Here is a 12,806-nt window from a genome sequence, read left to right as displayed (position 1 = left end):
TTTACACTTGCAATTTGTTATTTTTAATGGGGGGAAGTCCGACAGGCTGCTAGGGGAGAGTAGAATGTGACCCTGAGCGGGTGGTATAGTCAAAAGGCGAAGTCTGCAGTGACCCGCACGCCCCCCCCCTCCCCCCTACTACGCTGCAGCTGGCGTAACCAGTCAAAAAACCAGCTGAGAACAGTTGGGGTTTGAGTATTGGTGGAGGCGGCTGGAATTGAAGCCGCGCCCGCAAGCAGCTCTACATTCTTAATCAAGTTATTTTAATTTTATCCGGTAAAAGCCAACCGACAGGCTACTACCGGACGAGTTACCTAAATTGATGCCATACAAAGTAACCCTGCATGACACGATTCCATGTACACAACCTCGCTCATTGCGGCCTCGCGTACCTCGAGTCCAGCTTACCTCATTTTTGAGGAAGGGAATTTATGGAAGTGGTAGTGGTGACGAATATGCTGTTATATAATTCATTATTATGACTCGATTGTTCTAAGCGTTACGCGTTAGGGCATAATCGGGAGGCATAAATATATATTTCACAAGACTTAAGATGAGCCTTTACGCAGCTTTTAGCGTAAAGGAAAAATAACACTATCCATTCTACCGTTTGGGTCCCAATATTAAACCTTAGCCGTGTTGGGCGGCTTGTCCAATGCGCACAGCGAAAACAGGAAATCATGTATAAAAGCACGCCGCATATCTTGGAAGTCAGACCTAAAATACCAGCCCGTTTAGCCCGGCTTGAAGAACTGGCAAATAACTTATGGTATAGCTGGGATCTGCCCACACGTGATTTATTCTCTTATATTCATCGCAAACTGTGGGATGAGGTAGGTCAAAACCCGAGAGCTTTTCTACGAAGTGTGGACGAACGATGCCTGATAACTGCCTCGGAAGATCAGATTTTCCTGGATCAATACCATCGCACATTATCTGCTTACGATAGCTATCATACTAAGCCAGTGCGCAATAGTCATGCTGAAGGGTTCGCGGAAAACGATCTGATTGCCTATTTTTGTGCCGAATTTGGGTTTCACGAAAGCTTTCCAATTTATTCCGGCGGTTTGGGAATTTTGGCGGGTGACCACTGCAAGTCCGCCAGCGACATGCATTTGCCCTTTGTCGGCGTAGGCCTGCTCTATCGCCAGGGTTATTTCCATCAGACTATAGATGGTGATGGCAATCAAAAGGCCATTTATACTGACTCTGAATTCGAGAGCCTGCCTATTTCACCGGTATTAAATAGTGATGGTTCAGAGGTCCATGTAAGCGTGGATTTACCGGGGCGCAGAGTAGCAATTAAGGTATGGAAAGCGCGGGTCGGCAATGTCACTATCTATTTGCTGGACACTGACCTTGATGAAAATTCCCAGCAAGATCGTGCCATCACTCACCATCTTTATGGCGGCGACAAGTCCATTCGTATTGAACAGGAAATCGTGCTCGGAATCGGTGGTGCCCGCGCTCTTGGGGAAATGGGCATCAAGCCGAGCGTATGGCACATCAATGAAGGTCATGCCGCTTTCTTGCTACTGGAACGCATCCGCATCCTGACGGAACAAGGTATAGAGTTTTCAGCCGCACTCGAAGCAGTTGCTGCACATACTGTCTTCACAACGCACACACCCGTACCAGCCGGTCATGATCATTTCGACTACGGCATGATGATGTACTATTTTGAAAATTATTATCCGCAATTGAAAATCAGCCGCGATGAATTTCTTGCCTTGGGGAATGTATCGGATACACCCGATTTTAATATGACCGCATTGGCAATTCATTGTTCGCGTTTTCAGAATGGCGTATCACGAATCCACGGCAAGATTTCTGCCAAAATCTGCGCCGAAATGTGGCAGGAAATTGAGCAAGAAGATAATCCCATGAGCTACATTACTAATGGGGTGCATATGCCTACATTTTTGGCTAAGGAATGGTCGGAGGTGTTTGTGCGATTCCTCGGTTGGGATTGGAGTCAGCATGTAGCAGATGTCGGTTTCTGGGAGCGGGTCGACAGTATTCCGGATCATCAATTCTGGAGTGTGCGCGAGTCGCTTAAATCGAGAATGCTGCAGTTAATCCGTTATCGTATCAGTCGGCAACATTTCCGCAATCACGGTTCTGAAGCACATCTTGATCGCATTTTGAAATATGCAGATCCGGCCAATCCGAATGTGCTTACTATCGGCTTCGCGCGCCGTTTCGCGACGTATAAGCGCGCTGCATTATTATTTGAAGATCTGGATTGGCTGCGCCAGATCATGCAGGATCCTGAGCGTCCGGTGTTGTTTATTTTTGCCGGCAAGGCACACCCTGCAGATATTCCGGGGCAGGATCTTATCCGCAAAGTAACGCAGATTTCACGCATGCCGGAATTTGAAGGCAAGATCCTGATGCTGGAAGGTTACGACCTGCGGCTTGCACGTCGTATGGTGGCCGGGGTGGATGTGTGGTTGAACACCCCACTGTATCCGCTTGAGGCAAGCGGCACTTCGGGCATGAAGGCAGCCATGAATGGGGTGCTTAACTTGTCAGTACTGGATGGCTGGTGGGATGAAGGTTACGATGGCAAGAATGGCTGGGCAATCAAACCAGTTTCAGAGTTTTTGCCTGAAGCGCAGCGCAACCGTGAAGAAAGTCAAACACTCTATGAGCTATTGCAGGATCAGGTCATTCCAACTTACTACAAACACAACAAGATGGGCTATTCGTCAGAATGGGTAAAGATGTCCAAGCGCTCCATCGCAACCTTGCTGCCGAGCTTCAATGCCACACGCATGGTGGGTGAGTATGTTGCTAAAACATACTTACCAGCCACACGGCAGTATCGCAAATATTGCGATGCTGCTTTTGAAGGTGCGCGTCAAATTTCGACTTGGAAAAATGCGGTCCGTAAAGCTTGGCCCGGCGTAACAATACGCCGCTTGGGCACCCCTAAACAAAGCATTATGTTCAGAGAGAACGTGTACTTTGAAGTAAGCGTAAACCTGAATGGCCTCAAGCCTGCTGACGTGGTGGTCGAAATGTTGATTGGTCATGCATACAATAAGGAAAAACTCAAGCAGTCGATGCTTTACCAGTTTGCAGCACAGGAAGTTAATGCAGAAACAGGCGAACATGTTTATGTGCTGGAATTGACACCGGAACTATGTGGCAAGCTTGAATATCGCATACGGGTTTATCCGCACCACGAAATACTGACGCATCAATTCGAGATGGGCTTAATGCGCTGGCTATAATTCCAATTGCACTTCATAGGTGACACTGTTTGGTTACCTCGCTCATTTTTAGTTTGGGTGATGTTATTTTCGTCATCCTTAGTGGCTTACCTTCATTGCCAAGGTTAGCCTTCGCTAAAAGTGAGGTTTTCAGCCTTGCTCGTTCGTCGTTAACTTGTATTACCTTCGAATTGAAATTGGAATAACGATGCGGGTATTGTTTGCTACTTCTGAAGTCGCACCACTAATCAAAACTGGCGGTTTGGCCGATGTCAGCGCCGCACTGCCGGCTGCGCTGCATAGAATGGGAGTAGACGTACGCATATTGCTGCCAGGTTATCCGCAAGTTTTAAAGGCGTTGCCGCATCTTCAGGTTGCTGCCAAAATCTCCATTCAGTCCAGCTTTCCTGCAGCACGACTGTTGGCTGGTTCGTTGCCTAATGGCATACTTTTATTAGTAATTGAATGTTCCGAACTGTATGAGCGTGGTGGCGGAGCATATCAGGATGAACATGGTCTCGACTGGCCAGATAACGCCCTACGATTTGGGTTGCTGTCAAAAATTGCTGCATTGCTGAGCTGTGCGGATTCTCCACTTGACTGGAAACCCGATATAGTTCATTGCAATGACTGGCAAACCGGACTTACCCCGGCCTATCTGCATTTTTCAGATGGTGCTATACCTTGTGTGATGACTGTGCATAATCTTGCATTTCAAGGCGTATTCCCGTCGCAGACGGTTGCGGAATTGGCGTTGCCCGCTGAGTGTTTTCAGCCTGACGGTGTGGAGTTTTACGGCAGCCTGTCCTTCATGAAGGCGGGTTTGTATTACGCCGATCACATCACTACCGTGAGTCCGTCTTATGCCAACGAAATTCAGACCGATGCGCTGGGATTCGGTCTACAGGGCCTGCTTGCCTACCGGCGAGAAGTTTTGACAGGCATTTTGAACGGTATTGATACCACAGAATGGAATCCCGCCACCGACCCTAACCTTGCTCATCCTTACGATGACACCGATATAAACGGAAAATCCTTTAATAAGCGCGAGTTACAAAAACGTATGGGATTGCGTATTGATCCCGACCTGCCATTGTTCGGCTTAGTGAGCCGATTTACCCATCAGAAGGGCGTGGATCTGGTGCTGGAAATTGCACCACAATTGATTGCCATACCGGCGCAACTGGTATTGCTGGGTAATGGCGATGTGGAAATGCAGCGAACTGCGCTGGAGCTTTCGCATCATTATTCCGGCCAGATCAGTGCTTACGTGGGCTTCGATGAGGCCTTGTCACACCTGATAGTAGCAGGCGCAGACATTTTTTTAATGCCGTCACGTTTCGAGCCATGCGGACTAAGCCAGATGTATAGCCAACGCTATGGCACGCCGCCAGTGGTGCATGCGACTGGCGGCCTGATTGACACAGTATTGGATAGCAACGTAGCTACACTAGAACAGGGCGTTGCCAGCGGGTTCGTATTTCATAGCATGGATACGTCCAGCCTGTTGGCTACGGCACGACGTGCCGCGATGGCCTATCATGACAAAAAAACCTGGCGGGCATTGCAGCACAATTGCATGATCAAGGATTTTGGCTGGAATCAGAGTGCCACAGCCTACCATGACATCTATATGCATTTGATGCGGCGATAGCTGCACTTGCGCAGCTTCATTCAGCATTCCGCTTCCGTCAAGTTTTTCCTTCAGTACACAATGTGCGACTTCGGCTTTATCAGATGAATTAATTCGTGCGCTAAAACAATTGCGAAATGTAAATTTGAATTTGAACATCAGCAAAATGGGTATAGTGAATTTTAATTTACCATCGAACTGGCGGGAATTATAGGGCCTGCTGAGTGGGTGTTTAACTTCGGTTTATTTTGATAAACACCGATTGCAGTTTGTGGCCCGCCATGAACTACATTTTCAAAAAATTTTGAAACGACTATGCTGAAAAATTTTTTTACTGGTGGAACTTGTAGTTGTTATCGGTGTCAGGTTATAGCCCTAAAATGCATTTGGAGAATTAAAAATAACATGCAATTGCATAGCTTACCTATTCGTTTATGGTGGTCGATATTTTTACTAATCGTCATCACCCCATCATATGCAGCGACGTCATTGACTTTAAACGAAGCCTTACGCCTCGCAGCCATACACAGTCCAATGCTCGCTGACGCAACAGCCCAGGAGCGTGGCGCGCATGCCGCTCTCACTACGGCGCGGGCCTATCCCAATCCCGATCTTCTAGTCGGGGGTGGGAGTTCTCTTTCAAAGCACTTTAGCGTGCCGGATGGGCATACCCGCGCAGCTGCATTATCTCAGCTGGTCGAACTGCCCTCCGTGCGTGCCGCACGGAGGCAGGGCGCAGAAGCCGGTATTGCCGCCAGTGCGGCGGTAGTGTCGGATGCGCAAATAAATCTGCGGACCTCAGTGACGCAGGCTTTTTTCGATGTATTGCGTCGTCAAGAGGAGGTCAAGCTCGCTTCGGTGAACCATGAGTTACTGATGCAAATTCGCGACAGGGTTAAACTCAAGGTCAAAGTTGGAGAATCTCCGCGCTTTGAATTGGTGAAAGCAGAAGTCGAGGCATTGGCTGCGAAGAGTGCCGTTAATAGTGCTGAACTACGCATTACCCAGGCTCGCGATCGGCTGCGGGCACTAATTGGCGCGCCACTTGCGGGGAACTTCAAAGTGGCGCAGGAAAAGCTACTACCACCTGATCTGCCACCACTGGAAGAACTGCGTAGAGATTTATTGGAGCGTCAGCCTTTACTTAAAGTGGCTGACGCTCAAACGCGTCGTGCTCAAGCGAAAGTGCAGCTAGAACGCAACCTGCGTTTCCCACAGCCCACCATTACGGTAGGCTCCAATCAAGATCCGGATTGGAAACAGTGGCAAGTCGGCGTGAGCTTGCCCTTGCCGTTATGGAATCGTCGTCAGGGCCCCATCGGCGAGGCCGTCGCAGGGCTTGATCGGGCTGAGGCGGAAAAGCGGCAGACAAGCATCAATCTACTGGGAGTCCTGGATCAGGCTTACGGCCGATATCAGATTGCCAAAAATCAAGTAATGATATTCGAGACCGGCCTGATGCACGATGCCGAAAACGCCATGAAGGTGGCCGAAGCGGCCTATCGCTATGGTGAGCGTGGCATTCTTGATTTTCTGGACGCCCAGCGGGTTTTGCGCAACACCCGCCTGGACTACCTTAATGCTCGTTACGAACTGCAAGCCGCGCTAATCGAAATTGCCCGGCTGCGAGCCTCCCCCCCCAATGCCGGTGAAATACTATGAAGCGCACAATCTTATCTGTTTTAATCCCTCTTCTATTTGTCGCTATGCTGATTGGTTGCAAGGGCAAGGAAACGCCGCGTTCCGCCGCGGCTCCAGTCAATGATCCCTCTGTGGTAAAGGTTGCACCGGAATTTCTCAAGCGCCTGACAGTCATCCCTGCTGGCGAAGGTGATGTGGCGGAGACCCTGCGCGTACCGGCCCGGGTCGAGGTGGACGAACATAGGGTGGCGCGCATCGGCGCTGCCGTAACTGGACGTGTGACTGAGATCCATGCTTTTCTTGGTCAGACGGTAAAACGCGGCGATGTGCTAACCACACTGAATAGCACCGAATTGGCTACTGCCCAGCTCACCTATCTCAAGGCTTTATCCCAAGAAGCGCTGCAGCACCGCGCGGTAGAGCGGGCAAGATTACTGTTCGCTGCCGATGTTATTGGCGGAGCTGAACTGCAAAAGCGCGAGGCTGATCTGGTCCAGGCCCAAGCCGAACTACACGCTTCCCACGAACAGCTCAAGGTGCTCGGTATGGCCAAAAGCGCCATTACCAAGCTGGCGGCTACGCGCCGGGTGAATTCCCTATCCTCCATTATTGCCACTCTCGACGGAGTGGTGATTGAGCGAAACGTAACATCGGGCCAAGTAGTGCAACCGGCGGAAGCTCTCTTTACCGTAGCAGATCTGTCCCACGTCTGGCTTGTGGCCGAGGTGACCGAGCAGCAGGCTGCCCTGGTGAAGTTAAATGAAGTGGTGCAAGCTGAGATTCCCGCATTGGACGGAAAACGTATCGAGGGACAAGTGATTTTTATCGCCGACACCGTTGATCCCGATAGACGAACGGTGAAAGTACGCATGGAAGCAGCGAATCATGAGCGCGTACTCAAGCCGGAAATGCTTGCCTCTATGCTGATTCTGGTTAAATCCCAGCGCCGCCTGGTGGTTCCAGCTGCGGCGGTGGTACGGGAGGAGAACAAGGATCATGTTTTCGTCCAGCTGGACGATAAACGCTTCCAGTTGCGGCGTGTCCTGCTTGGACAAGAAAGCCATGGTTATTTCCCAGTGCTGGAGGGCATCAAAATAGGCGAACGTATCGTCACAGAAGGCGGTTTTCATCTAAACAACGAGCGCAAGCGCGAAGAGCTGGGAGGCTGATATGCTGGAATCCCTGATTGAGGCTGCGCTTAAACAGCGTTTGGTGCTTGTCGTGGTGGCGGTTTGCTTGGTGGCATTCGGGCTGGACGCGACGCGGAAGCTGTCAGTGGATGCCTTTCCAGACGTGACCAACGTACAAGTGCAGATTGCCACTGAGGCTTTGGGCCGTTCACCCGAGGAAGTCGAACGCTTCGTTACCGTGCCGTTGGAAATGGCCATGACCGGCCTGCCGGGATTAGAGGAGATGCGCTCGCTCAATAAACCGGGGCTATCGCTGATCACCCTGGTGTTTACCGATGCTACCAATGTCTATTTCGCGCGCCAGCTGGTAATGGAGCGCCTGATCGAGGTAGGCGGGCGAATGCCGCAGGACGTGACACCAATACTCGGCCCGCTGTCTACAGGGTTGGGTGAGGTTTATCAGTACACACTGGAGCAGCCAGACGACGGAGAGCGTGTGCTTAGTCAAGAAGAGCTGACCAAACGCCGCATTACTCAGGACTGGGTGGTGCGGCCACTGCTGCGTGGCATTCCAGGCGTGGCGGAGATCAATTCCCAGGGTGGCTACGTCAAGCAGTATCAGGTGTTGGTGAATCCGGATCGCATGAAGCATTACAAGGTGACACTGCAGGAAGTGTATCAGGCTCTCGCCCGTAACAATGCCAACTCTGGCGGCGGCGTGTTGCCCCATTACGCTGAGCAATATCTGATTCGCGGCATAGGCCTGATAAAAACCCTGGATGATATCCGTATGATCGTGCTCAAGGAGCAGGGTGGAGTGCCGGTGTTCATGCGCGATGTAGCTGAAGTAACCATCGGTCACGAGGTGCGCTACGGCGCGTTGCTTAAAAATGGCATCACCGAGTCGGTGGGCGGGATAGTGATGATGATCCGCGCCGGCAACGCCAAAGAGATTGTTAGCCGGGTCAAGCAAAGGGTCGCAGAAATAAACGATAAGGGGATGCTCCCCGGCGGCCTCAAAATCATTCCATACTACGACCGCAGCGAACTAGTGGACGCTGCTTTGAAAACTGTGATGAAGGTACTGCTCGAGGGCGTGGTTCTTGTCATCATCGTGCTGTTTCTGTTCCTCGGTGATGTGCGCTCATCCCTGATCGTAGTTGCATCCCTGCTCTTGACCCCACTGATCACCTTCATGGTGATGAACCATTACGGCCTGTCTGCCAATCTGATGTCCCTCGGCGGCCTTGCTATTGCCACCGGTTTGATTGTGGACGGTGCGGTGGTGGTAGTGGAAAATACTTTTCAGCGTCTCGCTGAGCGCAAAGATATTAGCCGGATGCAGGTAGTCCTTGATGCAGCATCGGAGGTAGCCACGCCTGTTATTTTTGGTATCTCTATCATCATCCTGGTGTTCCTGCCACTGATGACTCTGGAGGGCATGGAAGGCAAAATGTTCGCTCCCCTCGCATACACCATTGCTATCGCCCTGTTCGTATCGCTGATTCTGGCGCTCACCCTGACCCCGGTTCTGTGCTCATACCTGTTAATAGGAAAGAACGAGCACGATACCCGCTTGGTTGCCTTTATGAAGAAACCTTATCTGCGGCTGTTGGATTGGACGCTGTCCAACGGCAGGAAGACCATCATCGTATCTGGAGGGGCGTTCGTCGGAGCCTTGCTGCTGCTACCTTTGCTCGGCACGGCGTTCATTCCCGAGATGAAGGAAGGGTCTATCGTGCCCGGCATAAATCGCGTGCCCAATATCTCGCTGGAAGAATCCATCAAGATAGAAATGGAGGCGATGCGCATGGTGATGCAGGTGCCCGGTGTGAAATCCGCTTTTTCTGGCGTTGGCCGTGGCGAGAGCCCCGCCGATTCGCAAAGTCAGAATGAATCTACCCCGATAGTCAGTCTCAAACCCCGTGACGAGTGGCCAAAGGGATGGACGCAGGACGACATTGCTGACGCCATCCGGGACAAGGTCAGGACTTTGCCCGGGGTGCAGATTGTGATGGCCCAGCCAATTTCAGACCGAGTTGACGAGATGGTCACCGGGGTGCGCTCCGATGTCGCGATCAAATTGTTCGGTGATGACATAGACACGCTCAAACTCAAAGCCGACGCAATCGCCAAGGTGGCGACCTCCATCAAGGGAGCGCAGGATCTGCGCGTGGAAAGGGTTACCGGTCAGCAATATTTGTCTATTAATATCGATCGTCAAGCCATCGCTCGCCACGGCCTCAACGTGGCTGACATTAACGACGTGATCGAGACTGCTATAGGCGGCAGGACGACCACCGAAATCTTTGAGGGCGAGCGCCGCTTTAGCGCCGTGGTGCGCTTGCCGGAGAGCTTCCGCAACAGCTTGGGGGAGATCCATGGTCTGCGCATCATCTCGCCCAACGGTGCCCACGTGGCTCTGGAAGATTTGGCCACCATCAGTGTTCTGGATGGGCCGGCGCAGATTAGCCGGGAGAAGGCCAAGCGTCGTATCGTGGTTGGGGTGAACGTGAAGGGTCGTGACTTGGGCGGTTTCGTCGCCGAACTGCAATTAGCTGTAGATGCCAAGGTCAAGCTCCCCGAGGGTTATTACCTGGAATGGGGCGGTCAGTTCCAGAACATGGAGCGGGCGATGGGTCACTTGATGATTATCGTTCCCGTGACCATTGCTGCGATTTTCTTCCTGCTGTTCCTGCTATTCGGTTCCCTGCGCTACGCCTCGCTTATCATCATGGTGCTGCCTTTCGCCTCGATAGGCGGCGTGGTGTCCCTGTTTCTAACAGGTGAGTATTTGTCAGTGCCAGCCTCAGTGGGTTTCATCGCCCTGTGGGGGATCGCAGTGCTAAATGGTGTGGTTCTAGTATCCTATATCCGCACCTTGCGGGATAAAGGCATGTCTCAGACAGATGCCGTAATTCAAGGTTGCCGGCAGCGCTTTCGCCCAGTGCTGATGACCGCCACGGTAGCGATGCTGGGGCTTATCCCCATGTTGTTCGCTACAGGGCCAGGATCTGAAGTCCAGCGGCCCCTCGCCATCGTGGTAATCGGCGGCCTGGTTACCTCCACCTTGCTCACGTTGGTTGTGCTACCAACGTTGTACAAGTGGTTTGAGGAAAAAAACCGTTGAGGCGTAATTAATAAAAGCACACCATGAAGAAAATCAAACCCTTTGTGCTTAAGGCCCGCCAGAAATCAGTCAGGCAGGTGATCTAAACCACCAGCGCGATTGAACCGGTGAACATGAGCATGGGAAAGATATCCAGGATATCGTGACTCATTTCAGTCTGATGAGGCATTATTGAAACTCTAAAAGCTGCGCTTGATCGTCTTACTATCCAATTCGATGAACAGCGGTGCCGCAGCATTAACAAATTCCGTTTACATAAAATTCAGGACTCCCTCGTTTTTCCTTTCCATAAAGCAAATTTAGCACCCGTGGGATCCACAATAATACTCATCCAACCATGGCTCCCCACCTCCATGACATCATGTACAACCTTTGCTCCAAGCGACTTAGCCTTTGCGGTACTGGCAGCGATATCGTCTACACCGATATAGGCCAGCCAGTGAGGCGGCACACCCGGAGATTGACTGGTCATCATTCCGCCACCGGTACCTTCGCCTACGTTGATCATGGTGTAAGTGCCACTGCCGCCGGGCATGGGCAGATCCTCCAACTTCCAATCAAACAATTCTGAATAAAACTCTTTTGCTTTGGCGACATCGCCCGTTTGCAGCTCTATATGTACGAATGGATTTGCCATGGCTATCTCCTATAGTAAAAAACTCCCAATTCGGGCGATTTATATCCGATATGAACTCACCAAACTCCAGATATTCTATCGATCAATTGCATGGCCGACTCTATAGTTTACTAATTCAAATGTGGTAGAGGCGGCTATACTATCGATTCATTGTATTAAAGTTTATAACCATGATTGAAATAACCCTTGCCACAATTATCATCACGATTATCGTAGTTCTCACACTGCGTAACACCAAGCGCGCAGTGCTTGAAAATCCGGTCATCCTCAACCGCACGGGGCAATATCACGCTACATTGGCACCCAAGCTCAATATCGCACAAACATTTATTGAAGCCATCGCCAAGCAGATACCCGGTCCGCGTGATGCAAGCCAAAACAGCTCAACGCAATGTTTTGAGGTGCGCGACCCAGAAGCCGCTGCAATTGGCCACGAACTTTATCTGCTCGCCATCACAATGCGACACGGCATGTTGTATTTTCAGGCCATCGTCCCGCGTCCATTGATCAATGATCAAGATAGCCATTTCAACATGCTGATGGAATCAGCGCACGGCGCTCTTGCACATATCCCTGCTACGGGTGGTGTGCATAACACCGAGTTGGATGAACACATCATTGTGGCAGCGGGTACAGCGGCACGAAAATTGGGCATCGACATAAAACAGCAGGTGTTCTAAAGCACTCGATTAACTATCGCCAGTGCTTTTTTGGCAAATAACCGCATCAAAAGACGAAACGCTTGGGTTGCAGCGCGTTTTGCAGTGGCGCAATGCAGGTCTCGAACAGGGTAACTCTCTCGAATATACCGGGTGCCACACAAGTAATCAGATTGGCATGCATCGCCGGAGCATCACCAACGATAGCAAACAAACGGCCTCCTGGTTTCAAGCTGTCCTGGAATGCTTCCGGTAAAATTGGTACTGAGCCAGTCAGCACGATTGCATCGTAAGAACCCGGCCAGCCTTGCGCCGCATCGCCCAGCGCTAAAGTTACGTTATTGATATGATGCGCCGCCAAATTCTTTTCCGCAAAGGCATGCAGCTCCGGCACGATCTCAACGCTGGTCACATGCATCGCGAGATGGGACAGCAAAGCTGTCAGATAACCACTGCCGCTGCCGACTTCCAGCACGCGGTCGTTGCGCCCAAGCTGCAAAGCCTGCAATGCGCGCGCTTCCATCTTGGGCTGCCACATTGAAACTCCATGTCCCAGTGGAATTTCCATATCCATGAAAGCCATGCTTTGGCTGCCGGGCGGCACGAAACGTTCGCGTTTAACCTTGCTCAACAAATCCAGCACCCGCATATCCAGCACGTCCCAAGGTCGAATCTGTTGTTCCACCATATTAAAGCGCGCTTGCTCCACGTTACCCATCTCCCTCTACTCCAAAATATTATCAATGTTTCATATTAAC

Annotated in this window: 8 protein-coding genes; 6 read left to right on the top strand and 2 right to left on the bottom strand. The window is 51.1% G+C overall.

All coding sequences use genetic code 11. The features are described from left to right. Positions 1-680: 680 nt before the first annotated feature. From glgP to MJ768_RS12365, 5 genes are all read left to right on the top strand, one after another. Positions 681-3,239, top strand: a complete 2,559-nt coding sequence (gene glgP / locus MJ768_RS12385; protein WP_239292174.1) for an alpha-glucan family phosphorylase — start codon at positions 681-683, stop codon at positions 3,237-3,239. A 187-nt stretch (positions 3,240-3,426) separates the two neighbouring features. Continuing rightward, on the top strand, positions 3,427-4,872 hold the full coding sequence (glgA, locus tag MJ768_RS12380; RefSeq protein ID WP_239292173.1) for a glycogen synthase GlgA: 1,446 nt from the start codon (positions 3,427-3,429) through the stop codon (positions 4,870-4,872). A 384-nt stretch (positions 4,873-5,256) separates the two neighbouring features. Continuing rightward, entirely contained in the window at positions 5,257-6,513 is a 1,257-nt protein-coding gene (locus MJ768_RS12375; RefSeq protein ID WP_239292172.1) for a TolC family protein, read from the top strand. Continuing rightward, a complete protein-coding gene (locus MJ768_RS12370; RefSeq protein ID WP_239292171.1) occupies positions 6,510-7,661 on the top strand; it encodes an efflux RND transporter periplasmic adaptor subunit in 1,152 nt (383 codons plus the stop codon). The genes MJ768_RS12375 and MJ768_RS12370 overlap by 4 nt, the downstream gene beginning before the upstream one ends. Before the next feature lies 1 nt (position 7,662). Beyond that, positions 7,663-10,752: an efflux RND transporter permease subunit gene (locus MJ768_RS12365; RefSeq protein WP_239292170.1), complete on the top strand. Its 3,090-nt coding sequence runs from the start codon at positions 7,663-7,665 to the stop codon at positions 10,750-10,752. A gap of 262 nt (positions 10,753-11,014) precedes the next feature. Here MJ768_RS12365 and MJ768_RS12360 read toward each other — a convergent pair whose 3' ends face one another. Further along, positions 11,015-11,389, bottom strand: a complete 375-nt coding sequence (locus MJ768_RS12360) for a VOC family protein (protein ID WP_239292168.1) — start codon at positions 11,387-11,389, stop codon at positions 11,015-11,017. 170 nt (positions 11,390-11,559) lie between these two features. Here MJ768_RS12360 and MJ768_RS12355 point away from each other — a divergent pair, with 170 nt between their 5' ends. Next, positions 11,560-12,069, top strand: a complete 510-nt coding sequence (locus MJ768_RS12355; protein WP_239292167.1) for a hypothetical protein — start codon at positions 11,560-11,562, stop codon at positions 12,067-12,069. A gap of 46 nt (positions 12,070-12,115) precedes the next feature. Here MJ768_RS12355 and MJ768_RS12350 read toward each other — a convergent pair whose 3' ends face one another. After that, positions 12,116-12,766, bottom strand: a complete 651-nt coding sequence (locus MJ768_RS12350) for a protein-L-isoaspartate O-methyltransferase family protein (protein WP_239292166.1) — start codon at positions 12,764-12,766, stop codon at positions 12,116-12,118. Positions 12,767-12,806 lie beyond the last annotated feature (40 nt).

Source organism: Candidatus Nitrotoga sp. 1052, assembly GCF_927312905.1.
Classification (GTDB): domain Bacteria; phylum Pseudomonadota; class Gammaproteobacteria; order Burkholderiales; family Gallionellaceae; genus Nitrotoga.
This window is presented reverse-complemented; position numbering and strand designations above follow the sequence as displayed.

Coding starts and splice junctions, on each gene's coding strand:
- MJ768_RS12360 (WP_239292168.1), bottom strand. CDS start 11,389: ATGGCAAATCCATTCGTACATATAGAGCTGCAAACGGGCGATGTCGCC.
- glgP (WP_239292174.1), top strand. CDS start 681: ATGTATAAAAGCACGCCGCATATCTTGGAAGTCAGACCTAAAATACCA.
- MJ768_RS12355 (WP_239292167.1), top strand. CDS start 11,560: ATGATTGAAATAACCCTTGCCACAATTATCATCACGATTATCGTAGTT.
- MJ768_RS12350 (WP_239292166.1), bottom strand. CDS start 12,766: ATGGGTAACGTGGAGCAAGCGCGCTTTAATATGGTGGAACAACAGATT.
- MJ768_RS12370 (WP_239292171.1), top strand. CDS start 6,510: ATGAAGCGCACAATCTTATCTGTTTTAATCCCTCTTCTATTTGTCGCT.
- MJ768_RS12365 (WP_239292170.1), top strand. CDS start 7,663: ATGCTGGAATCCCTGATTGAGGCTGCGCTTAAACAGCGTTTGGTGCTT.
- glgA (WP_239292173.1), top strand. CDS start 3,427: ATGCGGGTATTGTTTGCTACTTCTGAAGTCGCACCACTAATCAAAACT.
- MJ768_RS12375 (WP_239292172.1), top strand. CDS start 5,257: ATGCAATTGCATAGCTTACCTATTCGTTTATGGTGGTCGATATTTTTA.